Raw genomic sequence first — 25292 nt, forward strand, 5'->3', positions numbered from 1 at the left:
TCCCGCACGGGGAGCGACGACGGGTGCCGAGCGCCGGCGCTGCGCGGGCGTGTTTCAATTCACGCTCCCGCACGGGGAGCGACGATCCGCAGCCGCAGCCCCAGGGGCAGCCGGCCGGTTTCAATTCACGCTCCCGCACGGGGAGCGACCGCCAATGGCGGCGGCCGCGACGTCATCGAGCGGTTTCAATTCACGCTCCCGCACGGGGAGCGACCAGATGTCGCCACATCCCACATCCGGCTGTGGATGTTTCAATTCACGCTCCCGCACGGGGAGCGACCGGGCGTGTAGCGCGCGATCTGATTTGGCACCGTTTGCGGTGCGGTTTGTCACCCTGCCTGCCCGGAGCCGCAAGCGTCGGTGATGCCAGCAGATAGGGACTGATTGAGCCAGTTGTTACTGCCACCTGTGGCTTCGATCTGGACTTCGGCGGGCGTGCCCGCGAAGCGGACGAACCCCGTGTATGCGCCGTATGAATTCTTGCCGTTGATCTCGCCGCAGGCGAGCCTGCCGCCTGCGCCATAGGGCACGATCCGCACGTTCCGGAACTGCGTAGCATCAGGATCTTTCATCATCTCCCGTGCCTTGGTGATGGTGTGGTCCTCGAAGGTATCGGCCGGGTCGGCGGCAGCGGCCGTCGCGAGGTCACGTATGGACGCGATTGCTCGCCGTTCGACACCTTTATGATAGTTGCGCATCGACTGGACCGGGTCGACCGGCGGTGGCGCATAGCTGGGCTGGGTGGCGCAGGCGGCCAAAGCAAGCGGGGCGAGGATGAGCAAGCGGTGACGGCGCAACATAGATGCCTCTGGTTGATGTGGCTGCATGTGCCCACCGTATCGCGGATACCGCACGGGCGCTACGCCCACGCCCGAAGAACGAAGTTGAATGAGGTCTTGCTGATGTTGCCGTAACCGCCGGCCGCATTGATGATGACGATGATCGGCCCCGAGTCGGCCTGAATAAGCCGGACGCTCGTCGCACTCGTGACGATGGCGAAGCCTGACGTTTCCCCAGATCCTAGATCCATGTGGCTCGATGTGAGATTAATTACGTCGCCGACCACATAACCATGAGCGTCCTCAATGCAAACAAGCTGCACGGTGACGAGCCTTGGCACGACGGACAGGCCGTGCGCAAAGCTGTCATCGGCGCCATTGGCCATCGTGATTGGAGCCGATGTCCAGGACGCGCCCAGCCGGGCGCCAGCGGCGAGGGCGGCGGCGGTGGTGGCGGGCGTCATGGCGACGGTGGTCGCAGTGCCGGCGATGGCCTGCGCCTCGGTGGCGGCCGCCACCGTGATAGTGCGATTTACAGCAAGACTGCCGCCGCCCGTGGCAAGGCCTGCGGCTGAGATCGTCCGTGATGTCGCGACCAGGCCGGCGATGACGGCGGAAGCCGGGACGCGGATGTGGTCGCCAGCCGCAGTCAGAATAATCACCTCGTCGCCCACGGCGGTGTTAGCGCGGGTGCCAAGCGCGCCGAAGTCCAGGCCGAGCGACCGGTCTGCGGTCAGGTCACCGCCGCCGGAAAGGCCGGCGGCGGTCGCGATCTGACGGGCGGCAAGGGCCAGGGCGGCGGCGGCGGCGCGCGGGGTACCGCTGGCGTCTATATATATACTGTGTGCGGCCGGCAGAACGCTGAACACCGAGTGCACGCCGGCCGGCAGATTGAGGCGGGCTGTGCCGATCGAGGAAGCCAGCACCGTGTCACGGGACAGGGTGGCCGGCGGGCCGACGTGAACGGTCCCTATCCCAATCTCCCATGCCAACGCCGAGGTCAGTATCTGGTAGAAGATCTGGGCCCCGTCGCCCGCCATCGTCAGGGACCGAAGCCCCGTGTCGGGCGCGATCAGCACCAGATCACCTGTGCCCTGAGTGGCGGTCGTCTGAAGGCCGCGGTCGATCAGCATTAAAGAAGCTCCCTGATAGAATAGGCGTGATCCGAATAGCGGGCATAGGACTTGACCAGCGGGTCGGCCGAGGCGATGCGGCCGATCATGCCCTCGCGCGCCCAATCACCGGCCGGCGATGGCACCACCAGGACCGGTGACGACAGGCCGGCGTCAAGATCCCGGTCAATCACCCCGGCGCGCTCGTCATCGCCGAGCACAAGCGACAGATCCAGACGGCGCCGGCGCCGCCCTAGATCGACCCACTCGACCCCGGACCGCTCCGCCACGGTGATCCTGGACAGATCCTCGGTGGTGAGCCGCCAGCCATACTCGGCTCCATGGGCCGGCCGGCTGCCGGCCCCTATCCACAGATACCCGAGGTCGACATAGCCGAGGGCCGACCGGCTGGGCGCCGAAACCGCCAGAGACCAGTAGCGCGCCGCGAGCACGGGTGACGGGAGGATGGGGATTGCGAGGGCGAAGCCGATGGATGGATGCAGTCCCCGGTCGGCCGTGCCGGCATCCGTCTGCCAGATGATGGGGCCGGCCGGCTCCATGCGGCAGGACCAGACCCATGTGTCATCCGCCGCCAGGGTGGCGCCGGCAATCGCCAGGGCGCCGACCGGCCGCTCCTCCCCCAGGTCGACGTCAAGCATGAAGCTGGTCGCGAGCACCCGCGCTGGCCGGGCGACCGGTTCGGAGAGCAAGTGGGACAGCGGCAGTTCGGAGGCGACCGGCGCCGTGGTGGTCACGCTCGCCGTCGGCGCCCAGTTGCGGTGGTCGAGGATCATCCCGCTCCCCCGTCCCTGGCCTGAATAAATCGTCATGACGGCCCCCATAGAGTTAGAACCCACCGCCCCGCCGCCCAATCCTCGGATACGCCGACCAGCACCAGATTGCGACCTGCACCCAGGCCGTAGCGGGGATAGGTGACGCGGACCGTCGAGCCGATCCGGACCGCCCGCCGCAAGGTCGGCACACCGTCGACCACCTCCTCCGCCAGCAGGGGCGGCACCATCACCGACAGCGCCAAGGCCGGCCGGCCATAGAGCGCGAGAAGGTGGTCGGCCAGCGCCTGAGCATCAGCCTGCTGGTCATAGGCGGCCTCGATCACGCCTGCGTCGATGGCCCGCAGGCGGTCGGCGAGAAGACTGGTGTTAACCGCCGTCGCCAATCGCCACTCCTCGCTGAGGAACTCCCGCGGCTGGGCCGGCTCGATCGGCGCCTCGGGCAGTTCGGCGGCCGTCTGCGGCCGCCAGTTGCGCCGCCACCCCACGCGGCGCCGCCAGGATGGCTGCGCGATGGAGTCGGGCAGGTCAAGCCTCTCGGGTGTCTCCAGGATGATCGTCTGATCAAGGAGATAGTCGGGCGTCGCCCGTGGCAGGGCGAGCCGGCCGACCTCCACGACCCCGCGACCGTCAGACCCCCACCACGCCGCCGCCGCCCGGGTGATCCGATCCAGGACGTCGCCGACGGTGGCCGCGTCGGTGCCCTGATGCCAGCCAATCACGCCCGGCGCAGCGACGGCGAGGGCCGCCACCGCGTCAAGATCGATCCGGGACAGGGCAACGGCCGCGTGGTCGACCAGAAGCCGGAGCACGACGTCGGCCGTGGTCGCTGCCCAGCCGCCGACCGCGTCACCGTCCGCATCGACGGTGACGACACCGACGGGCGGGTACGTGCCGAGGCGCAGATAGCCGCCAGAGAGGCAAGTAGCATAGGTACCGGCCGGCACCGCCGCGCCCTTGAGCGCGGTGAAGCTGGGATAGTCAAGGCTAGACGGCGCGACATCGAAACCCTTGTCACGGGCGGCCAGCAAGGCGCGCATGGCCCGATGATGAACCTGATAGATACCGATCGGATCGACAAGTATAGGCTCGACGTTTCGAACTCGACCGAACGTAACCGGAAGAGGCTTGCCGGCCAGATCCTCACCTCCCTCTGGCCCGCCCGTACCGGCGTATAGTCGCGATTGCAAAGGCTTGCCCGCCCATGCCGCCTGCCCCTCGACGGTGAGGGTCAACGCTTGCCGGTCAGCCTCCCAGGCAGTGCCGAGCGCGTCGACCAGCAAGGCGGACGCGCTGTGGCGCCAGCCTGAGAGATCACGATGAAGGGCGCGCACGATCACCTGCCGGCCGCCGATGTCATAGCGCTCAGGCACGTCATCGAGCGCGCCGTCGGCGGCGGCGAGTTCAATACGCCCGAGTTCCACCGACGCCCGATCGGTGGCCTCCGGCGCGATGGGAATGCCGCGCTCTATCGAGAGTGGCGAGGTCGCGCGGCCATCCCACCAGCTGTGCGCTGGCAGGTCGGCCGGCCCGGTGGTCATCGGCTTGTCCGCGAAGCGCAGGATGGCGAGACCATCGTCCCGCCGCTCGTCCGCCGGTGGCAGCGTTGCCCAGGCCTGCGCCGCCCAGGGCGCCAGCAGGGTCTGCGCCGGCGGATCGATGGTCAGATCGCGGGGGCGCATCTCGACGGTGACGACCCGGTCGACGGTCGTGCGCGGGTGCGCGGGCGGGGTATAACCGCGATCCAGTGCCTCGATGGCGGTGGCCACGGCCATTTCGCCATCGGGATAGGCGTCGTCATACACGCCTGACGCGCTGTATTCCGCCGCCGACGGGGCGTACCAGTCCCAGTTCCACCCGTACGGGAATGCGCCGGCATTACCGTCACTAATTACATGGTTGAGGTAGGAGCGGAAGTCGGCGATCGAGCGCTTGGCGCCCGTGTGCTCGTAGGGCGGTTCGAGCCCCCACTCGGGCGGCCCGGCCCTCAAGCCGATCAACAGGGTCGTCGCCGGAAAGAAGTGTCTATAGGCGCGAAAGGCCTCTGTGGGGTCGTACTGGCGCCCTGCGTCGTACGTCATGATGTTGATGTGGTCGAGCGCGGCCGACGCCTCCGGATCGCGGGCAAGAGCGAGCGCATAGCCGCCATTCCACCCGCCCCCAGCGGGGGCCGAGCGATGGTACGGCGGCTCGCCATAGCACCCCACATGCATGCCCGCCCAGCTCAGCAGGTATCGGGGCCGAGGGAACCACTCCCTGAACCGCTTGATCACCTGCACCAACTCCGAATCGGTGTAGCACCGGCGGACCCCGTCGGCATCGGTCCAGCAGTGGTGATCCAGGTCGTTGACCTGCGACATCAGCTCATAGTCCACATCGACGCCGTCGAGGGTGAGGTCGTCGACCAGTTGGCGGAGCGACGCCATATGAGCGTCTGTTTGCCCCCCGAAGCCGGCTGGGTCATAGGGCTCAGGCAGCCACGTGTAGCCGGGGCCGAGCTGCATGACGACCAGCATGACCTTGGTTCGGGGGTGCGAGGCGCGGAAGCGATCGATCGCCGCCTTGAGGAGAGAGACCGACCCTGGCCACAGGATGCCGACCGTCGCCTGGATGTCATCGTCCAGGCTCGAATAGGTGCACTGAGGCAGCGCCGTGTGGAGGTAGACGATGTCGACCTCGGCCGGTATCGCCATCAGCCGCATGGCGTCGAGATCGGCCGGCGCCGCGCTGGCAGGCACGTCCATCCACGTCTCGTAGTAGACGGCGACGATCTGCCCGTCGGGCCGCGGCCGATAGTGCTCGGCCCGCAGATGGTCAACGCGCAAGGGCGGCAGGGCCAGGTCGGCCACGCCATCGATGTTGGAGGTCGGCCATCCTGCCTCGATCTCGATCACGCCCACGAGCTGCGTGGCATAGGCCACCGTGCGATCGATCACGAGGGGCGCACACCCTCCGCCCGGCCGCGACCACACGAAACCGCCGGCATAGTCGCCCTGTGCCGATGCCTCGGCTGTCCAGCCGTCGGCGGCCAGTTCGGCGGCCCCACCCCAGGGGGTGACTGACATGGCCAGAACCCGGCTCGACCGGTGGGTGTACGAGACGGGCAGTCGGGTCGGGTTGTCCATTGAGGTGGCCGCAAGCCGGATGCCTGCCGCCCCCGAGCACCCCGACACCGCGACCGCGCTCAGCACCACAATGCCCACGAACCGGTCCCACGCCGCCGCCAGCAGCTCATGCGATCCGGCTGGCGGATTGGCGAGATAGGCGATCCTGGCCTTGCCAGCCTCCGGCACCGCCGGCGCCGGATCATCCATATACCGCAAGAGCCGGCCGGCATAGGTCAAGGTCGGCGCCGGGTCGGTATGCGTGTAGAGCACACCGACCAGCAGCAGGTCGGCGCCAGTCGTGTCGATGATGGCAGGCGGTGCTGGTGTCGACCCGCTACCGGCGCCCGGGTTGAAGACGCCACCCGCCTGGGCTTGATCGATCTGGCCGGCGTAATAGACCTCGGCCGCCGTGATCAGAACCTCGTCGCGCGGGAGCCCATAGGGCTCGACTGCTACAGCCGCAAGGGCCAGCGCGGTGCCCCAGTCGGACTGGGGCACGGCCAGGGCGAGTTCACCGCCCTCGGCCGGGGCGGTGAATCCGAAGATGCGCTCATAGCTGCCGGTGGCCGCGCCCGTCGAGGTCCAGCCGGCCGGCGCGAGAATGTCGGGGGAGCCTGTGTACCAGTAGCTGGCGGCCGCGCCGAGAACCAGGCCGCCGGTCGGCGCCTGGACTGCCGGCGTCGCGAGAACGTCGCCACCCGCCACCTCGGCCACCGAAACCGCCAGAGGCGACAGACGACCCGAGGTGCCGGCCAACGCCCAGGCCACAGGCGACACATAGCCCATCCAATAGGGCGTCGACACGACCAGATCGTGCGTGCCGGCCGGCGGATCTGACAGCACATAGAGCACGACAGAGCCATAGTCGCCCAGGACCACGAGCGGATCTGAATGCACCGGCGTCAGTGCGTGGCCGGCATAGGACATGGTCGGGATGCGGTCCCACGGCGTGCCATAGTCGGCCGGGTCGTAATAGGCGATGGCCACCAGGGCGACGATCAGGTCGGCACCGGTCGCGTCCAGGCTGTGAGCCGATGACCCGGAGAGCCCGCCGAGCGCGAGGGTGAGGGTCGATACGACGGTCACCGCCATCAACCGACACCTCCGGAGAGGGTGCAGGCGATCACCCGCACCACCTCGCCCGTGGTGATCGCGGTCGTGGTGAGGATCAGGTCGCCTCCGCCGCCAGGGCCGGAGACCGAGCCGTCGAGGCGCAACAGGCCCGAACGATCGGCGAGGCGAAACCACGAGGCCGCCGCCGTTCGAACAGCGGTGCCTGTCCACTCCCCCGCAATCAGGGCCTCACCCTCGGCAGCCGGCCGATAGGCCTGGAGGGGCAATTTGACGACGACGATTGGGTTCGAGGGCGCGGCCGCCGCCGGAGAGGCGACGCGGGTGCCGCCGAACAGTGTCAGTGCGCCGCCGTCGAAAAGCGCTGCCGCCGCGTCCAGAATGGCCGCCCGAAGCGGCGTACCATACGTGATCATGATCCGCGTCCCATCTTGGCGACCTGTGTCTGCCGCTCGGTTGCCCGGCGGCCAGCCTTGACCTCGGTGGTCTGACGCTCGATCGCGTCCACGGTGCCAGCGCCGGCCGCCGCGGTTGTGCGTGTCAGAGCCGCGAGGTCAGCCCGCAGCGCCGCCACCTCGGCGCGGAGCGCGCGGATTTCGGCGGCCGCGCCGTCGCCGCCGGAGGCGGACGGAAGGCGGCCGGTGCGGTTGATGACGTCGAGCACCGGCAGCGTGGCCAGAGTCACGCTCGTTGCCCGGGTGACATGTTCGCCGCCGGCTAGGGCGATGGCGCCGCCGCCGGCATAGCTGGCCAGAACACTATCGCGATTGAAGACGCCATTACCGACAACGCCGCCGGCGGCGTATCCGGGCACCACCGCGACTGAGGCGGCCGCCGCCTGCACCTCGGCCGAGAGCTGCGCCGTCAGGGCCTCGATCGCAGCCGTCAGCGCGCTGACGGCGCCTGTGTTGTCGCTGACCGCATCGTCATAGGCCTGGGTCGCCGGCAGGCCGGACAGAGACGAGCGCACCCACTCGACGAGAGCGGCTTGTTGAATGCCGCTGCCGTACATCTCGACGCCGGCATCGAGCAGGGTTTGTGCAGCGTCGGTGATCCGGCCGAGGGCGTCGCGATCGCCGGTGCGGGCGAGATCGATGTCTCGGCCGAACTGCGCCTGAGCCGCGCTGAAGCGGCTGGCCGGATTACCGGCGCCGGCCGCCGACGTCGACGTCGACAGATCGTCCAGATACTCGCGGATCGCCTTGCCGCTCTCGGATGCCGCAGCGGCCGTCGCCCGTATCACGTTCGAAAGCTCCGGGAAGCGGCTGGCCAGAGCGTCGATCGCCTGCGATGTGAGATCGGACCCCTCGACCAGATTGCGCACACGGAGGGCCAGCAGCTCGCCGACCTGATCCACGCCCGCCTGACCGGCGGCGGTCATGGCATCCTTGGCAGCAGCCTCGGCCTCGGCGACCAGATCCGCGACCTGGTCGACAATGCCGAGGCCCTGAGCCTCTCGGAGCTGGCGATCGAGCGATTGACGGTAATCGGCGGCGATCTCGTCCTTGCGGGCTTCAAGCGCGGCCGCCACCTGGGCGGCCGTCAATCCGAAGTCGCCGGCCGCCTTGGCATAGGTCGCGAAGGCCGCCTCCGCGCCGATCATGGCAGCCTGGAAATCCGTGACAGCCGACGCCGCCTCCCGGATGCCGAGTAGTTGCTCGACATAGGCCTTGGTGGCATCCGCGGCCGCGTCGGTGTCCTGGCCCAGGCGCGCCGCCGTCTCCCTGAACTCGGTGAGCGCGTCGATCTGGGCCTGCGCGCTGTTGCGCGCGGTCTTCGCGGCGTTGTCCGCGAGATCCCAGCCGCGTGTGAGCCACGACAAACTGTCCTGGTAGTTGGCCGCGAACTGCAAGTCCGCGAACGCCTCCTCCAGGTCGCTCCAGTCGATCTTGCCAAGCGCGGTCTTGACGTTGGGCTCGATCTCGCCCGCCAGCTCGTTCGCCAGATCCTCGGCGATCTTGCCGAGGGCTGTCACTGCCCCACTCTCGGACAGATCGGCGAGCCGAACCTTGGTCGCGTGGCTCTCACCCCACTGGATGCCATCGCGCCCCCCAACGTCGAGGAAGCGTTGCACGCCATCCAGGCTGGCGCCAGTCACCTGTTCCAGGGCCTCGGACACCTGCCCGATGCTGGTCAGCAGTTGGTCCCGGGCGCCAGCATTGCGGCTGTCACGGGTGGAGCCCGAGGCGCCGACGGTCTGCGTGCCGACATCGTATGACGCCCACGACGCATAGTTCGAGGGCTCGTTGTTCCCGAACAGGCCGCCGACGAGCCCGCCAAGTGCCGATCCGATCAGACCACCGATCGGGCCGCCGATGACGGTGCCCGCAGCCCCACCGAGGCCGCCGCCGATCATGCCGCCGGCGCTGTTGCCGCCGGTCAACGAACTCAGGAAGCCGCCGATACCGACGCCCTGAAGGGCGCCGCCGAGCACGCCAGAAAGTGAGGCGGACGTCCAGCCGCCGGGCGCCGTCGGCACGTTGGCGCCCGCCATCATCCAGTCATCGGCAGCCGCCATGCCCGACAGGCCAGAAAGCGATGATGCCGGGTTTGTGCCAAATCCCAAGCTGTAGCCGAAGCTGTCGATGGCGCCCGACGCGCCGCTGAAGAGGCCGCCAGAGCCGCCAAAGATGTTTCCGAGGCCGCCGAACAGTCCACCAGAGGCCTGCGCACCGGCGGCGGTCGACGAGATCCCGGTCGGCAGGGGCACACCGCCGGTGGATGTGGCTAAGCCGAGCTGAGCGGCCATGTCTTGGCCGAGTGCCGAAGTGGTCACGCCGCTGACCAGGGGCCGGAACACCAGCAGGGCTGCTATCTGCGCCGCCGCCCGCTTCATCGTTCGGACGATTTGGTCGCCGAAGTCGTCGAAGCTGTCCGCGCCGCCGCCCAACGCACTTTCGAAGGCGTCCGCCAAGCTGCCCTGGATGTCCTGGGCCGCACCCTGGATCGCCGCCGTGAAGGCCTGACTTTGCGTCGTCCGGGCCTCGATCAAGGCGTTGGTGCGGAGAGTCTGGTCATAGAGCGCGAGTTCTTGCTGCGCCGCCTCCGGCAGGTCGCCTTTGTACTGATCGAGTAGCTCCAGCTCGCGCCGCCGGAGATCGATTAGGTAGCCGCGTCGCTGGGCAGTTTCGCCGACAAGACTTAGCTCGCTTTGCGCGAGTTGTAGCGCCTGGCGCTGCGCGACCAGCCCCGTGGCCGCCGCCTGCCCGGCATCCGCCCCCTGCTGGCGATCATAGCCAGCGAGCACGGCCAGATACGCGGCGTTGGCTTCCGTGCCAGCGACAAGCGCCTCGGTGCCAAGCCGGAGAACGGCCGCCCGTGCGACCTCGTCACGCGCCGCTCGGCGAACGGCATCACCGCCGGCCAGGATCGCCTCGGCCATCCTCTCGGCCGCCGCCGCCTCCTCATCCATAGCCGCCGCATCATCACCGGCCTTGAGGATCGCAGACCGCTGGGCGGCCGTCCGCGCCAACCGGATCTCCTCGGCCGCCTGACGACTGGTCAGGGCGATCCCGCGCTCGCGCAGCGACTGCTCGGCCTCATAGACGGCGATCGCCTGCTCGCGGGCCGCCGAACCCCGCCCGATCGTGGCGATCTCGATATCCAGCGCCGACACCCGGGCCTCGGCCGCCTTTATCGCGCCGACATCCTCAATCGCCGCCTGGGCGTCGAGGGCGGCGAGCGCGCGCGCCCGCTCGGCCTTGGCGACTTCGGACGACGAATCGATGTTGCGCTCCTTGAGGTCCGCCTCCACGCGCGCGATCGCCAGAGCCCGCTCGCGCTCACGCGTGGTCGCGCCGGCAAGCGACGCCTCAAGCTGCGCCAGCTTGAGATCCTCGCCGGTCTGGCGGCCGCGCCGGGCCTCATCGGTCTCTTTCTCGACGTCCGCCTTCGCCTTCAGTTGCTTGTAGATTTCCTCCTCGCTTCGACCCACCTGGCCCAGCGCCTCGACGCGTGCCCGAGCGCGCAGCTCGGCATCGCGTTCGGCGGCCGCTGAGACCTGAGCGGCGGCCGCGATCTCGCGCGCGCCCTGGATCTCGGCATCCAGTTGCCGCTGGCGCTGATCGGACGCGAGCCCGGCTTCGGCGCCCCTTGCCGCGACTCCAAGCTTGGTCAGAACATCAAGAGTGGTCGTGCCCTCAATGCCCAGTTCGCGCGCCTGCTGGATCAGATAGTCCAACTGGGCGCGGGCGCCCGGGGTCTGATCCTTGTTGGCCTCCGCAAGCAGGTCGCGGGCCTCTTGGGCCGCCTGCGCCTGCCGCAGGGCCGCGTCGCCGCCGGCACCATAGGCCGACCGCTGCGCCTGGAGATCGCGGGTCTTGGTCAGCAGGTCCGCCATCGGCTTGATGGCGGTGGCGGTGACGTCGGCCAGAGATTTGATCTCGCGGCGCAGGGTGCCGGTCCACCGCGCCGACCCGCCGACCTCACCGACATAGTCGCCCAGCGTTGCCCGGAGCAGAGTCAGTTGCTGCCGGGCCACGCTGGCGGCCTCGGCCAGTTCGGACGCCTCATCCATGCCCAGGAGGCGGGGGAGGAGGGAGCCCGCGAGCGACGCGGTGCCCCGGCTGCGCGAGGTCAGGGCCGCCTGAGCCGATGCCGCTCGCGCCTCGGCAAGCGCGACCTCGGCCTCGCCCGCGGCGCGGATGTTGTCGCGCTCGATCTTGAGCTGATCCGCGCGCTCGGAACCCGCGTCATTGAGCGACCGCATGGCACGGTCAGCAGCCGTCAGCCGCTCGGTCCATGCCTCGGTCGCCCGGTCCGCCTCGGTGGTGCGCGTCGCCAGATAGCCGATGCCGACCGTCAGGGCCGTGACCGCCAGCCCGACCCAGCCGCCGAACGCGCCCAGGACGGCGGACAGGCCGCGCATGGCGGCCGTCGCGGCTCGCCCGCGCAGGGTGGTGGCCTGCAAGGCGCCAGCCAGCGTCACCTGGGCGGCGGCCTCGCGCTCCGTCGCAACGATATGGGCGCCGGCCGCAACAGAGGCGGCCGCGGTCGCATCGCGAAGCCGCAGCATGGCGGCCACCCGCTCATCGGTGCCGACAGCGGCCGCCCGCATCGCCTGCGCCTGCACCACGCCGGCTTGCGCCGCGGCCAGGCCCTGGGCGGTGGTCCGGGCCTCGGCTGCCGCCAGACCAGCCGCCTCGACCGCAGCGGCCGCCGTCGCAGCCCGCACCGCAGCCATACTCTGAACCGCCTGGGTGGCGGCTGCGACCATCCGGCCGCCCAGAGCCGCGGCGATGATGCCGGCACCGGTGGTCGCGGCATCGGCGATCCCCGCGAAATTGTCAGCCAGACCGATGATCGCACCCGACAGCGCGGCCGATGCGCCGCGCGCCTGATCAGCCTCACCCACCCACTTCAGGGCTGCATTGCTCAGCACGCCAAAGGCGCTGGCGATCGTGGGCTTCATGCGGGCAAATTCGGCGGCAATTGCCGGCGCCTGCCCGACCACTGCGTCGAAAACGGCCTTGCTGGTGAGCTTGCCTTGCTCGGCAAGCCCGCGCAGCTCACCGACGGCCACACCCATGCCATCGGCGATGGCCTGCGCGAGCCGCGGCGCCTGTTCGAGGATGCTGTTGAGTTCTTCGCCCCTCAGTGTCCCGCTGGCCAGGCCCTGGCCAAGCTGCACCAACGCGGCCTGGAACGACGTTGCCGAGGCGCCAGAGACCGCGAAAGCCTGATTGATTGCGGTCGTGCTGAGCAACAGATCCTTATAGCTCGCACCCAGCGCCTGCGCCTGCCGCGACAGCGTCGTGAACAGCGACGCAGTGCCCTCAAAGCTGGCCCTGGTCTGCTGCGCAATCCCATAGAGATCCGCCTGGGCGGCGGCCAGCGCCGCCGACCCTTGGGTGACCAGCGCAAGGCGCCCCGAAACCGACGTCCAGGTGTCGGCATACCCCGCCACCTGCCGCGTGGCGAGCGCCAGACCGGTGATCGAGGCCAAGCCCAGAAGCTGCCCGCGCACACCCATCAGGACAGAGCTGGTCGCGGCCGACACCGCCGACAGACCCTGCGCCCGCCGCGTCTGATCGACCATGGCCGCGCCCGCGGTCGCGGAAGCGCGCGCCACCCCGTCATTGGCGGCCCGCAGGTTGTCATTGGCGCCAGCGGCCCGGGCAGACGCCCCCGCCAGCGCCAGCCGCGCCTGCGCCCCCTGAACAATGGCCCCGGTGGCCGCCTGCTGCGCCGCCGTCTCCCGCATCGCCGCCGCGGTCGCGGCCTGCACCTCGGACACCTGCGCCCGCGCCGCGCGGGTGACGTCATAGACCGCGCCGCCAAGTGTTTCATAGGCTGCGGCTGCCTGGGCGGCCGCTGCCTGCGCCCGGGCCATGGCCGCGCTCGACGCATCAAGTGCCGCGGTCGAACCCTCAAGGCCCGCGCCAAGCGCCCGCTGCTGCCGCCCCGTCAGCGCCGGCGCCGCCTGGTCACCGCCGCCCGTGACCGTCGAGCGGCGCGCGGCCGCCCCGGCCGCCCGAACCTCGGCCGTCAGTGTGGCATAGGATGCCGCCGCCCTGGCGGCCGCCTGAGCGCTGCCAGCCATCTGGGCGGCCTGGGCAGCCAGCGCGGTCGTCGTGCTCTGCACGGCCGCCGCCAGGGCCGCTTGCTGGCGCGCATCCGTCGCCCGGCCGCCACCACGCCCACCCGCCGCCGATCGTGCGGCGGCGGTGGCCGCCTGTTGCTCGGCGGCAGCCAGCTCAAGCTGGCTGCGCGCCGCCACCTTGGCGGCGGCGGCCGCCCCCTGAACCGCTCGCGTCGCCGCCTGGGTCTGGACGTCCTGCCGGGCGATCTGCTGCCCAGCCGCGGCGGCCGCCTGGCCAAGATCGGCGACATCGGCACGCAGTTCACCGGCCGCGATCGAGGCGCGGCCGGTGTCCATGTCGACGCGGAGCTTAAGGGCGAGGTCAGCCACGGTCCGATGTCTCCTCGCGGCGGCGGGCGATGTCGAGCGTCACGGCCTCGCAGGCCGCGATGTCGTCGAGGGTCTCGGGCGTCAGAGGGATGCTCAGGATATCGGCGACACGCGCCACGGCCACATAGTCAAGGCCGGTGATCGCGCCGGACATGCCCGCGCGGCGCCATTGCGTCTGGCATCGGGTCCACAGGGTCCAGACGGGCACGTTCTCTGCCCATAGTTCGACGACTGTTGTCTCGGCGGCCAATGCCCTCTCGACATAGTCGCCGAGGTCGACACCCATCGCCTCGGCATCCGCCGCCAGATCGTCCAGACCCGCCGCCGTCGGCCCAGATTTGGCGGCGGCGGCCGCCTGGACGACCTCTGTCAGTTTTTTCGGCGGGCGCCCGGAAGGGCGTCCAGAAACGCCTGCATCATCGCCCGTCGGTAGGGCACGATCGACATGAGATAGTCGAGGACGTCCGAGCTGAATGGCACGGGCTGATTGTCCTGGTCGATGATGCCCGTCCAATCGACCAGCACCTGCCTCAGGACGTCCTTATCCCCCGGTGCCGCGAATGCGGGGCCGGCCTCGTCCATGTCTTTGGCTGCGGTAATCAGGCGATCGAGATCCTGATCCTCGATCATCCGGTACGTTGCCACGAAGGTGTGGGTGTCCGTCTTGCCCTTGTCGTTGGGCATCTCAACACGGATCGGCGCCTTGAACTCCGGGCGAACGGAGACGTTGATCTTGAGCATGGATGTGTCCTTTATGGGCCGCAGTCAGGCTGCGGCCTCGAATGTGATCGTCACATCAGGGGTCGCCGTCGCCGACCGCAGGCGCAGCGGCATCTGGAGGCCCGCGATGCCGTTGATGTTGGTCCAGGCGATCTTGCCGATCTGAGCCACCGACGACGTCACCGCCACGCGGTGAGCGCCAGAACCGTGTGTGAGCGACACGGTCAGCAACTCCTCCGCGTCCGCTCGTGCGAACCAGTTGTTGACGCTGAGGTCGGCCTCGGCTGTCACGGTGGCGGTCGGGTTGCGGTCGGCTATCCGCACCTCCCGCAGCGCAGTGCTCTCGTAATAGGAGGTGGTGTTGCCGAGTGCGACCTGGATATTGGTCGCGTTAAGGCCCTGACCGGCCAGCGTGAACCCGGTGGCCGGCGCGCTCACCGGGATCGGGGCCGGGTGACCGAGCGTGGGGAAGCCGGCGGGCATGGCGCTATGCGTCGGTCCGGCATACAGGCCCAGCATCGTGCACCGGAGGTACGGGATGCCCGGCACCTGCATCTGGACCTCCCATGTGCCCCGCACGCCAGCGATCGTCTGGAGTGCGCCCTCGATCCTGGCGGAGAGAGTGCAGCTCGGCACGTCATCGTCGATCGGCGTGTAGGTTACCGATGTATCCGCGACGATGGTCTCCGCCATGCCGCACGCCAACAGCAGCGACCTGTAATACGGCGCCACACCCAGCGTTCCGGAGCCGACGAGCGGCACATCGCAGACGATCTGCGCGTACTTGCCGACCAGGTGGGTCACGACGCTGGAGTTGCGCCCCAGGTCGAGGTTGCGGTTGATCTCGGTCCCTTCGACCGGGGTAATCGCGAGGTTTTCCACTGTCATGACGTCCGTGGCATACGCCACGGACGCGGGAGTGCCGTAGGTCACTTCGGGCGCCGCCATCAGCAATTGGCGGCGCCATTGGTATCGGGCCATGTCCTTACTCCTTCGCCTTCGCGGGGCGCTTGCTGGTGAGCGGCTCAGCGGCCGCCTCCGTGACCACCGGCACCTCGGCCACCGGCAGTGGTTCAGGGGCCGGCGATCGTCGCGTCGCCGGCGTGACTGACGGGGCGTCGATGCGGGTCAGCGCCCCGCTCGTCGGGTCGCGCAGGTAACTTCCGCCCGCGGTGGGCCAGGGGATATCCAACTCAGCCTCCTGTGATGAAGCGGGTAGTGGTCCAGCGGGATATGAGCCAATAGTCGCCGGCATCGCCCAAGGTTGAGCCCATCATCCCGGCGTAGTTGAGGGGTGGATACAGGGCGGGATCAGGCGTCCAGCCGACCAGCGCCGCCCAGACCGCAGCGACGTATCCGTCCATCAGCACCAGACCATCCGTCCCGGTCCCATCGACATACGACCGCACAACCAGGGCCACGAGGATCGAGGCCTCGCACTGCTGCCGATGACCCCCGATTGTGACGTTCGGGCGCGGGATGTCGCCGTGCGGCGCCACAAATGCGGCCCCGCTGTCGGGCTGTATGCCCTTTTCGATGGCCTTCAGCTCCGCGATACCCTCGACCGCTGCAAGGGGCGGCATTGCTGCGGCCCGCAGTCGATCGCGGACCTGTATGGCCAGACGGATCACCGCCAGCCGTCCAGCGCGCCCGGCGCCCCGAACACCGGGTCATCACTTGCGACATGCACGCCGCCCGTCGCATCGGAGACCGGCGCCGATACCCCGTCGACACCGGTCAACAGCAGCCGGCCGGCGGATGCGTCAGCGAGCTGGCGCAGGGCGTCCTTGTAGTCCGCGACCACATGGTCGGGCGGACCATTGCGGTGCAGTCGATATCGGGCGATCGACGTCGCCCACCCCTGCACCATCGCCGGCGGCGGGACCGCCAGCGGAACCACATACCTGACAGCCAGATAAGCGTCGATGGTCTGCGCGGCATCGGTCAGCGCCGCGCTGATCACCTCCGGATCGGGGGTGCCGTCCCGGTCGCGATCCGCCAACTGGCGGATCTCGTCGCCGGCCCGTGCGATCAGGTCGTCGAGGGTGGCATACACGATGGCCCCTCCTCGATCGCGCGCGATGCCCAATAGGCGGCCGTCTCCAGGCTGCGCTGGGCCAGGGTCCGGCACGGGCCGGCGGGCAGACCCTGAATACGGTCCCAGACCACGGCGGCTGCCGCGAGGATCGCGGCCTCAGCGGCCGCGTCGGGTGAGGCGTCGGGGTGCGCGGTGATGCGGTCGACGGCGCGGGTGAGGGGGTTCATGCGTCGCCCCCCTCTGTCGGTTTCGCCCAGCTGGCTTTGGTCTTGGGCTTCAGCTCCGGCCCTTCGTCCGGCACCCGGAGGGGGCCGGTCGTAACCGCGAGCCCGTCCAGGACCAGGCGCCTCGCGAGCCCCTCCGGCAGTCCCTCGACCCGCTCGCCCGCAGCATATCGCGTGCCATTGCGCCGGAGGCAGGTGCCGGTCAATACGACATCGCCGAGCATCACACGACATCCCTGAACAGATAGCCCAGATCGGGGGCGACGACCCGCTCCTCGACCTCCTCGCCCACGCGAACACGCGTCCCGCCGTGCACGCCGATCGATGAGTCCGGCATCGTGCCCGCGAACCGGGCGACCCCGGGCATGCCCGGCGCGGCGGTCTGCGCGGTCCACCCCCAGGTGATGTCCTGCACCATGGAGATGCCGCCGGCGGGCTGATAGAGCAGTGATGCATGCGCCCCCCAGACCCTCACCCTCTCGGGGGTCTGCCCGCGGCGGGCCGCATTGATCCAGCTCTCGCCGATGACGATCCGGTCGACTTCGAGCAGCTCCGCCGCTTCCGCCACGGTGGCGCGGCCCTTGTCGCCACTCGACCGATTGACCGCCGAGACGATCGCCGGGTGTCGCCGGAGGGCAGACCATGCCGGCCGGCCGAGGACCAGCAGCGACGGGCGCATGGGCATTGCGTCCATGGCATCAGAGATCTGGCCGATCGGGTCACTCGCATCATCCGACCACTTGTCGGTGCCGGACAGGGTTTCCACGTGCCCGGCCGGATAAGTGGCAGCCGATTGCGCGATGGTGGCCACGCGCCGCTCTCGCGCCAGCAGAAGCAGATCTGTGAGCCCGGTGGTGGCCCTGTCCACCGGGTCATACCCGGCCGGCGCGTCGCGTGTGTCGGTCGAGGGCACGGGATCGTCGAGACCATAAGGCTGCGTCTGCCCGCTGTCCTCCGTGACGCCGAACTCGACCTCCGCCGGCGCCGATTTGCGCCCGACCCGGGTCTCCGGAACGGTCAAACCCTGCGCGAAGTCGTAGCGCAAAAACTTATAGACCGATTGAGCGAACGGCGAGAGGCGCGGCATCACCTGATCGGCGATATAGGCCCCGTTGGTGTAGGCAAGCGATATACCGGTCAGGGCCGGCGAGATGGTAAAGGGCTGACCAGCCACAGTTTATCCCCCTCAGACTCAGAATGTCACGCGACCGGGGAGCACCATGCAGGGCACGATGTCACCGGGCGACGATGTCACGGTGGGCCAACCCACAGTCCAATAGGACGTGTCGGCGGTGGATGGCGTCTGGCCGACGGCGCCGGCCGCCAGCGCGCGGAGCGGCATGCCGGCCGCCGACGTGGTTCCGGCGCCGCCGGGGCCATCGCCGATCACCATGTCGGTGATCCCGAGATGCACGACGTCGACCACCTCGCCGGCGGTGATGCCCCCGGGGCAGTCGGTGACGCCAATGGCGCGGTCGGCGGCGCCGGCGATGGTGACGGTGCCGTCGGTGGCGCCGGGCTTCACGGCGCGGCCGTGGCCCAGGTCGACCTGGGCCGTGTAGGCCTTGATGATCTTGGCGGTGGACATTTCAGACACCCCCCCGACGACGCAGGTTGGCCACGGCGTCGGCGTGCGAGAGGCTGCGCCCCTGCGCCGTCGCCGCGGCGATTTCGGCGCGGATCATTTCCGCAACATCCCGCGGATCTGTGGCTTCGCCGAACGATGGCCCCGGCGCCGTCGCCGGGTCGGCCAGCTCCCGCGTCTCGACCGGCAGGGGGAGCCGCATGATCAGATCGCGCAGCGCCTGACGCGCCGTCGCCTGCACGACGGCACCCCCCTCCGCGAACTCCACAGCACCATCCGCCGCGGCCAGCTCCGCGAACACCGCCTCGGCGCGGGGTGCGAGGGACTGCGGGAGCCGGCCAGCCTCCACCGCGGCCGCCACAGCCGCCTTGTCGTCGGCGATACGCTGGCTCCGGAGGCGGGCAGCCGCATCCCGCTCGGCCTGGATGGCCGCGGCCTCACGGGCCGCGATCTGTGCCTCACGCGCCTCAATGGCACGGAGGCGCTCCTCCGCCGCCGCCGTCTGGGCGGCGGCGGCGGGCTGAACGTCGGGCATGTCGCCCTCCCTGTCTGATGGGTCTGCAAAATCGGCAGCGGCGGCGGCGGGTGCCGCCTCATCGGCCGAGATGATCTGGTCGGCCGTCCTGAGCCACTCGCGCAGCCGGCGGAGTGTCCGTGCGACGCCTTGGCTGCGGGCCTGGGCTTGAGCGTCGCCCGCGAACTCAACACAGTCCTCGCCGCCGCCCGCAAAAGCGACCTGTGCCAGCCCCTTGATCGCCGGTGGCGTCGCGCCCAGCCAGCCGACATGCCGCAGATACCAGCGGCCCGGCGTCGGGTTCGCCGGGCTGTCAGGGGCGTAGAGCGATACGGATCGGGTCCGATACCGGCCGGCCGCCACCAGTTCAGCGAAGGCCGGATCGACGTCGTGGATGTCGGCGATCAGCCGGTCGCCGTCGACGCGAAGGCCACGCACCCAACCCCAGGCAGGATCGTTCGTGCGCGGGTGACCGATCACCAACGGTGCGGCAGATATGGCAGGGGTGTAGGCGGCCGCGATGTCCGCGAGGTCCGCTGCCGTGTAGGTCAGGGGACCGCCCCCGGTGTGAGGGGTGTGGGATCCGGCTCGCATGATCTCGATGGAATGCATGACCGGGATCATCACCCGGATGCAGTGCCCTATATCAGGGGGACGGATGTCTCATGCCCCCCCCCGGAAGCAGCAAGAGGCGGCGCCCGCAGATGCCGCCCCTCATCATCGCCCCGGTGGCCAGACCCTATCCGGCCGCGTCGCCATCACAGCCGATATTGGCTGATATTCATATCGCCACCTGGATGGCCCTTACAGGGGAAAGTCTTTTCAGAGCATGAGAGAGGCCCGCCACGCCAGCAATCGCCTCAGGGCCTTCCTGAGCCCCGATACGCGCTCATCTTCGCGGCATCGGGGGCGGCTACCCTGCGGTCGACATGAAACGCCCGTGGCAGGTCGGCAGGAATTTGGGTTAAAAAGCAAAGAAACCGCGCATTCCTTATTGACGAATGCACGGTTTCTTGGCATCATGTTCTTGTCAGGCAATGATGCCTGACGCAAGGACCAAGAGGGGATATCCCATGAGCATCAAGCTCTACCTCAAGGTCCGGATCGGCAAGTGGCGTTTCCTGATCGCCATCAGCCGATAACCGGAGGGCGGTGCCGAGGTGGCTCTCGGCACCGCTCCCCGCAATCCTGCCACCGCAGCCCGGAGAGAGCAAGATGAACGCTACCGATTTCGCGGCCCTGCGCAAGCACCTATCCTTGACCCAGGCCGATCTGGGCGCCCGCATGGGCGTCAGCCGCAATGCCATCATTGACATTGAAGCCGGCCGCACGGTCCTGCGCCCGATACACATCCTTGCCATTGAGCGCGTGTCCCTGACCAGCGCCATTGAGCGGGGCGACCCCATGCTTGCCGCGCCGTCCGTGCGCCGAGAGGCCCTGGCCCTGGTGCGGCTGATCACGGATTGATCAGGCTGGCCGTTGCCCGGCAAGGCTCGCCACATAGTCAGTCGCGAGGTGGATCATGCCTTCCTGATCGGTCTCGCTTACACCAAGGAATTCGCGCGCCGGGATCGTGACCGACTGCGCGTGGATCAGCTCTTCGCCCAGCCCGAACACGAGGGCCGCTGCCGTCTTCGGCACGATGACCGCCCCGAACTGGTGCGCGGCCGCATAGATCCGGTTCGTCCCGACAATCAGGGCGGTGGCGCCGTCGCGCTGCCACACAATGGTGGACATAAGCCCGCCAAACGCCCCCGCCTCACGCAGGATACCCGGCCCCTTCTTCGTGGCGGCGTAGAGTGGGTTCAGGGGCGCCCATGGGATGCCGTCCGGCCCCTGGCCAGCCAGGAACCGATCCTTGGTCGACTGGACCAGCAAGACACCGATGTTGGTGATCAAGCTGTCCGGCTGATCCAGCCCACGCACCAACGCCTGTAGCGCGCCTGATAGCTGGTCAGTGATGCTCAGGCCGGCGCCGGACATGATTGGCCCTCTTGCGGTTTCGGGGCGGCACCCCCATCATCACCCTGTCGGGCGGCTGAGGCGCCGACGCCCTCGGTAGGTCGCGCGATGCGGGCGGGTCCGGTCGGCCGGATCCGCCCTTACTCTGTCGGCGGATCGGGTTCATCCGGCAGGTTCGGCCGGCGGTAGAGCAGCGCCCCGCGTCGCTGGCGGGCCAGATAGCTGCCCTTGGTGTCATAGGCGGTGACGCCTTCCCAGCCCCGCGCCGCCCACGAAAAATACGCGAACAGTTCTCGCCCGTCGGGCAGCCCGGCGCGGCGCAGATAGGTCCGCCGCAGGGCTGGCGTTCCGGACGCGGTGCCCGCCCAGTCCACCCAGATCTCATCCGGATCCCGGATCGCATCTGCCAGCAGCAGCAGATAGCGCTCGCGGCCGCGCTTGGTCGCCTTCAGGGCCACCTCGGCGCCGGACGGGTCTCGCTGCACGAACAGCTCACGGTCGATCAGGACCACCCCACCGGACGGGTCGCGATGTTCGCGGCCAAGGCGCTGGCTCGCCCCAAATTCGGCAAGGAAACGGTCGACGTATTCGTCTTCCGACAGTCCTTCGGGGAGTAACCGTGCCGGGTCCACCGGCCTGATCGGCGGCAGCGGCGGCAGATCGGGCAACGTCGACGGCTCGCCATAATCGGGCAGCGGTTGGTTGAGTTCAGGGGGCACGATCCCCCGACTGGCCTCGCCGACGTTGTAATCCCAGCCGGGATCGATCCCGCGCGGGATCTCGCGGCGATCGCCGGTGCGAGGGTCGGTCCAGGTGTAAGTGCCGTCCTGGGGCGCCTCGCGCTTGACCTGGTTCTTCGGGTCGGCTTCGAGCTGGGCCAACTGGCGATCTGTGATCGGTTCTGCCCAACAGCCACAGCCCCATCCATTGGGTGGGTAGTGGGTTTTCCAGAACGGATCATCCCGCGGCAGGACGAGGTTGTTCCAGGCTAGATGTTCAGGTCTTGGGTGCTTCGAGCCCGAGTGCCTGTACCGCAGATGCGGCCGCATCCGGACGATGCCCGGATCCATGATCTGCGCCCACCGGCCGGCCTGATAGGCCGTCTGGATGTTGGTCTGGTAGATCAACCGGGCGCGCCATTCGCGGGTGCCTGTGTGGGACCAGCCATGACGCTCGACAGCTGCATCAAAGTCCTTCTGGAACTCATTGAACGAGACGCCCTGCACGATGGCCTTTTCAACGGCGATCCTGAGGTCGCCGAGGAGGGCATCCCGGGCAGCACCCGCGACCGTGAAGGCCCGCGCGTGAGCCGCCCCATAGAGGTCAGTCCAGGCCTCTGTGGGGATCGACACCTTCGCCTTGTGGTGTTCGATCGCCTCCCGGAAGGGGACGTCTACCGCCTCAATCGCCATCTGCCGCTCCTGACCTGCCGATCACATCAGCCGCCGCCAGCGCGTCAGCCAGCACCGACGCGACGTCGGAGACGTCCAGGTCCGGCGATGCCTGGAGCAGCAGCCGGATCAGCTCATCATAAGACCCGGCCGACATCCAGATCTCACGGAGGCGGTCGATCATCCGGGCGCGGGCGGGCGCGGTCTCGGCCAAGGCCCGCGACACCAGCACGTCGGGCACGCGGTCGACCGGGATTGCGGCTGCCTCCGCAAAGGCCGGATCGGGTGAGGCGGGCGGCGGGGCGGCTGCGGGCGGGGCGGTCTTGGTGTCGATGCGGTCGCCGCCATAGGTCTCGGCGATGTATTGCGCGGTTGGGCGGAATCCCATCTGGTCAAGCCGTTCATCCCTCTGGGAGAGCTGATTGAGATCTTCCGGCTCGCTGAAGTCGCGCCAGACCTGTGGATACCCCGCCTTGATCGGCAGGGCGTTGGCATCGACAATCCACCGCACCATCGTCTCGTTAAACGTTTGGCAGATGAGATCGGCGTCGGCTTTGGCCAACAGCGTCCGGATCTCGTTGTGAACATCACCCAGCGCCCGCGCCCCGTGATCCCCTGCCGACGTGGTCAGCGTCTCGCCGAGGATCGCGATGGTGATCATCTCGTCGAGGTATCGCAGCAGCGGCTCGTAGTCACCCGCCTCCGCCTTGTGGAGCGCGACCTCTACCGACCGGGGCAGCACCATCGCGCCACCCCGGACGAGACCCATCAGCTTTCGCAGCAGCTGGTCCTGGGTCTTCTCGTCCATGTTGCCATCGTAAGTGGCAACCTTCATTGGGTCCGCATAGCGCTCGACGGCTTGCACCCAGGCCGCGAGCGTGACGCGCTTCATCCAAGCCGGCCAGTACAGTGAACTCCCGATCCCCGATCCGTACGGGTCATCATCATGGCCATGGATCTGGTGGCGATGGACGATGATCTTCCGGTCAGGTACGGCGATGCCGGTGAGCATATTGCCTCGGGTGAGCAGACGGGGCGATCCGTCCGCGGCAAATCGCCAGCGCCTCTGATTGCGCACCTTGATCCGGTCGGCGACAAACATGCTGTCGCGCCGGGCCCACATCACCTCTCCGATCGCGTGCCCCTTGACGACCGCGCCGGCGATCAGACCCTTCGTCGCTTGGTCGTGGTTCATGGCACGGAACTGCACCTCCACGGCCAGAGCGGTCGACCGGTCGGCCCGCGCGTCGCTCGCCCGATCCACGCGCCACTCTCGGCTCGTCACTCCCAGTGTCCGCTTTTCGAGGAGTGCCATGATGAGCGGGTCGATGAGCAGCTCGTCATAGAGAGCTACCCCTTGAGTGCCGCCGCGCCGGGCTAAAGTCGGATCCTGCGGCGCCAGCACCCCCGTGTACATCTGCACCCAGGGGTCAGTCTCCGGAGCCGCGATCTCTGCGGTAGTAATTTTTGGAGCCATCACATCCTCCGGTAGTCATCAAGGCTACCGCCGAGGCTGCCGCGGTAGTCGTCGAGGGGGGCGTCGCGGTCGCGATCGATGCCGGGGCCGGCGTCGGCGAGGTCTTCAACGGAGCGGCCTGCGTCGGTGGGGCCGCCATCCTGCGCGCGGGCATAGACCGCAAGAGCGCAGGCGATCACGGTGTCGCCGTGCCGCGGCAGGCCATCCTTGCCTTTCGTCCGGCGACTTCCGACCTGCGGCACGCCCCGGACCAGTTCGATCGCCCGGAAATCGGCCTCAACATCCGGATCGGCGGGCACCGGCAGCGCCTCGCGTTCCAGTGCCGCCTTGCAGAGCGGCATCGTCTGGCGATACCAATCGGTCGAGATCTTCACCTCGGAGACGCGCGGCCGCCCGAATTCCAGCGTCATCGCCTCGGCCAGCGCCGCGCCGTTGCCGGTGGCATCCAAGGCCATGTGGTGCAGCCGCGGTAGACGGCGACCGAGCCACGCCAGTATCCGTTCCTGGCCGCGAAACGGCACGTTGCGCAGCTCGATCACGGCCGGCGTCAGCCACCGATTGCCGCCTTCCACCAGCAACCAGATGCAGGTCGCGTCGATCGTGCGGCCGAAGTCGAGCCCCACCACCGACCGCCTGGCCGTCGGCGGCAGCGCCGCGATCAGCGGCTCCAGCTGGTCCAGGATCCAGTCGTCGATGATGGCGTTGAGATGCTCCTCTCGCCTCTCGGCCGACAGGATGTCGTCGGGCGCCGTCCAGCGGATCACGGGGACATCGGCATCGCGGCATTCGGCGATCAGGGCCGCCCTGAAGTAGGCGCCGCCGCCGGCGCGCGGGATGACGTGCAGCTCCTCGTCCGCCGCATCGCCATAGAGCCCGAGCACAGACGCGATCCACTCTTCCTTCGGCGGCGTGGATGGCCGGGTGAGCTTGATGCGCTCCCAGAGCCCTGCCTGCAACGCGTCCTCGAATGTGATGCGCAGCACTGCCGCCCCCGGCCGGCGGCCCTCACGGATCTCCGTGACGAGCTGGTTGAACTCGTTGTCGGCGCCGTCATGGGTCGAGATCACGATCACGCGGCCACCCCACATGGTCAGGGCCAGCGCGGACTTAAGGACTTCAGTGAGGTTACTCATGAAGGCCGCTTCGTCGAGGATCACGAGACCCTGCCGGCCACGCAGCGCACGCGGGACACTCGACAGCGCGACAACCTCATAGCCCGAGGCGTACCGGATCCTGAATGCCTGGATGCTGCGGGTCTCTTCACCGTCCTTCTGGTCGTAATATACGAATTCTTCAACCTCAGCTTGTGCGCCCACCAGGGCATAAGCCGTCGACCACATCGCGACTGTGTCGATGAACTCCCGCGCCATGTCACGGTCGAAGCCCATGTAAAGGGTATCCATGCCGCCCGCGTTCCGCTGCGACGCGGATATCAGGGCGGCACGAGCCGCGATGCCCCAGGTCAGACCGATACGACGGCTCTTCTCGATCACGAGCAGCGCGCAGGTATCGGCCTGCTGGAACGCCGCCACCTGATAATCCAGCAGCAGGCCCTTAAGCGGCATCCCGACCAACTCTGGCAGGAGGGATTGAGCCAGCGCCGGCGTCATG

General features: G+C 68.7%; 22 protein-coding genes and 1 CRISPR repeat array (1 of these 23 cut by a window edge). Of the genes, 1 reads left to right on the forward strand and 21 read right to left on the reverse strand.

The genetic code is table 11. The features are described 5' to 3' along the window. Positions 1 to 280: direct repeats of the CRISPR family, unit length 32 nt; unit sequence GTTTCAATTCACGCTCCCGCACGGGGAGCGAC; it begins 407 nt to the left of the window's first position. A gap of 49 nt (positions 281 to 329) precedes the next feature. The 17 genes from WG924_RS24055 to WG924_RS24135 form a co-directional block, all read right to left on the reverse strand. Next, a complete protein-coding gene (locus tag WG924_RS24055; RefSeq protein WP_345935579.1) occupies positions 330 to 800 on the reverse strand; it encodes a hypothetical protein in 471 nt (156 codons plus the stop codon). Positions 801 to 859: 59 nt separating this feature from the next. Beyond that, positions 860 to 1912, reverse strand: a complete 1053-nt coding sequence (locus WG924_RS24060; RefSeq protein WP_345935580.1) for a hypothetical protein — start codon at positions 1910 to 1912, stop codon at positions 860 to 862. Next, positions 1912 to 2733 (reverse strand): hypothetical protein, encoded by an 822-nt coding sequence (locus tag WG924_RS24065; RefSeq protein WP_345935581.1) that lies wholly within the window; start codon positions 2731 to 2733, stop codon positions 1912 to 1914. The genes WG924_RS24060 and WG924_RS24065 overlap by 1 nt, the downstream gene beginning before the upstream one ends. Next, the gene (locus WG924_RS24070) at positions 2718 to 6881 is read right to left on the reverse strand and encodes a hypothetical protein (RefSeq protein WP_345935582.1); all 4164 of its coding nucleotides are present in this window, start codon (positions 6879 to 6881) and stop codon (positions 2718 to 2720) included. The genes WG924_RS24065 and WG924_RS24070 overlap by 16 nt, the downstream gene beginning before the upstream one ends. Then, positions 6881 to 7276, reverse strand: coding sequence for a hypothetical protein (locus WG924_RS24075; protein ID WP_345935583.1), 396 nt, complete (start codon positions 7274 to 7276; stop codon positions 6881 to 6883). The genes WG924_RS24070 and WG924_RS24075 overlap by 1 nt, the downstream gene beginning before the upstream one ends. Then, entirely contained in the window at positions 7273 to 13770 is a 6498-nt protein-coding gene (locus WG924_RS24080; protein WP_345935584.1) for a tape measure protein, read from the reverse strand. Before WG924_RS24080 ends, WG924_RS24075 begins: the two co-directional genes overlap by 4 nt. Continuing rightward, on the reverse strand, positions 13763 to 14056 hold the full coding sequence (locus WG924_RS24085) for a DUF1799 domain-containing protein (RefSeq protein WP_345935585.1): 294 nt from the start codon (positions 14054 to 14056) through the stop codon (positions 13763 to 13765). Before WG924_RS24085 ends, WG924_RS24080 begins: the two co-directional genes overlap by 8 nt. An 83-nt stretch (positions 14057 to 14139) precedes the next feature. Next, complete coding sequence (locus WG924_RS24090) at positions 14140 to 14511, reverse strand: hypothetical protein (RefSeq protein ID WP_345935586.1); 372 nt, start codon at positions 14509 to 14511, stop codon at positions 14140 to 14142. Positions 14512 to 14535: 24 nt separating this feature from the next. Beyond that, positions 14536 to 15471, reverse strand: a complete 936-nt coding sequence (locus tag WG924_RS24095) for a phage tail tube protein (RefSeq protein ID WP_345935587.1) — start codon at positions 15469 to 15471, stop codon at positions 14536 to 14538. 4 nt (positions 15472 to 15475) lie between these two features. Beyond that, positions 15476 to 15682, reverse strand: coding sequence for a hypothetical protein (locus tag WG924_RS24100; RefSeq protein WP_345935588.1), 207 nt, complete (start codon positions 15680 to 15682; stop codon positions 15476 to 15478). Position 15683: 1 nt separating this feature from the next. Next, on the reverse strand, positions 15684 to 16121 hold the full coding sequence (locus tag WG924_RS24105; protein WP_345935589.1) for a phage tail terminator protein: 438 nt from the start codon (positions 16119 to 16121) through the stop codon (positions 15684 to 15686). Further along, a complete protein-coding gene (locus WG924_RS24110) occupies positions 16118 to 16546 on the reverse strand; it encodes a gp436 family protein (RefSeq protein WP_345935590.1) in 429 nt (142 codons plus the stop codon). The genes WG924_RS24105 and WG924_RS24110 overlap by 4 nt, the downstream gene beginning before the upstream one ends. Further along, entirely contained in the window at positions 16522 to 16755 is a 234-nt protein-coding gene (locus tag WG924_RS24115) for an Acb2/Tad1 domain-containing protein (RefSeq protein ID WP_345935591.1), read from the reverse strand. Before WG924_RS24115 ends, WG924_RS24110 begins: the two co-directional genes overlap by 25 nt. Then, on the reverse strand, positions 16752 to 16976 hold the full coding sequence (locus tag WG924_RS24120) for a hypothetical protein (RefSeq protein ID WP_345935592.1): 225 nt from the start codon (positions 16974 to 16976) through the stop codon (positions 16752 to 16754). The genes WG924_RS24115 and WG924_RS24120 overlap by 4 nt, the downstream gene beginning before the upstream one ends. Next, the gene (locus WG924_RS24125; protein WP_345935593.1) at positions 16976 to 17926 is read right to left on the reverse strand and encodes a major capsid protein; all 951 of its coding nucleotides are present in this window, start codon (positions 17924 to 17926) and stop codon (positions 16976 to 16978) included. Before WG924_RS24125 ends, WG924_RS24120 begins: the two co-directional genes overlap by 1 nt. A gap of 18 nt (positions 17927 to 17944) precedes the next feature. Next, positions 17945 to 18340, reverse strand: coding sequence for a hypothetical protein (locus tag WG924_RS24130; protein ID WP_345935594.1), 396 nt, complete (start codon positions 18338 to 18340; stop codon positions 17945 to 17947). Between the two features lies 1 nt (position 18341). Beyond that, positions 18342 to 19463 carry a peptidase gene (locus tag WG924_RS24135; RefSeq protein WP_345935595.1) on the reverse strand — a complete coding sequence of 374 codons (1122 nt, stop codon included), beginning with the start codon at positions 19461 to 19463 and terminating at the stop codon, positions 18342 to 18344. 603 nt (positions 19464 to 20066) lie between these two features. On the opposite strand from WG924_RS24135, the gene WG924_RS24140 reads away from it, so the two are divergent. Further along, positions 20067 to 20318 carry a helix-turn-helix transcriptional regulator gene (locus tag WG924_RS24140; RefSeq protein WP_345935596.1) on the forward strand — a complete coding sequence of 84 codons (252 nt, stop codon included), beginning with the start codon at positions 20067 to 20069 and terminating at the stop codon, positions 20316 to 20318. On the opposite strand, the gene WG924_RS24145 is transcribed toward WG924_RS24140, so the two are convergent. The 4 genes from WG924_RS24145 to WG924_RS24160 form a co-directional block, all read right to left on the reverse strand. After that, a complete protein-coding gene (locus WG924_RS24145) occupies positions 20319 to 20834 on the reverse strand; it encodes a phage virion morphogenesis protein (RefSeq protein WP_345935597.1) in 516 nt (171 codons plus the stop codon). 119 nt (positions 20835 to 20953) lie between these two features. After that, a complete protein-coding gene (locus tag WG924_RS24150; RefSeq protein WP_345935598.1) occupies positions 20954 to 22225 on the reverse strand; it encodes a PBECR2 nuclease fold domain-containing protein in 1272 nt (423 codons plus the stop codon). After that, positions 22215 to 23621 (reverse strand): phage portal protein family protein, encoded by a 1407-nt coding sequence (locus WG924_RS24155; RefSeq protein ID WP_345935647.1) that lies wholly within the window; start codon positions 23619 to 23621, stop codon positions 22215 to 22217. The genes WG924_RS24150 and WG924_RS24155 overlap by 11 nt, the downstream gene beginning before the upstream one ends. A 59-nt stretch (positions 23622 to 23680) precedes the next feature. Further along, a complete protein-coding gene (locus tag WG924_RS24160; protein ID WP_345935599.1) occupies positions 23681 to 25291 on the reverse strand; it encodes a hypothetical protein in 1611 nt (536 codons plus the stop codon). Position 25292: the final 1 nt, after the last annotated feature.

Origin of the sequence: Tistrella arctica, assembly GCF_039630945.1 — a bacterium.
Classification (GTDB): Bacteria; Pseudomonadota; Alphaproteobacteria; order Tistrellales; family Tistrellaceae; genus Tistrella; species Tistrella bauzanensis.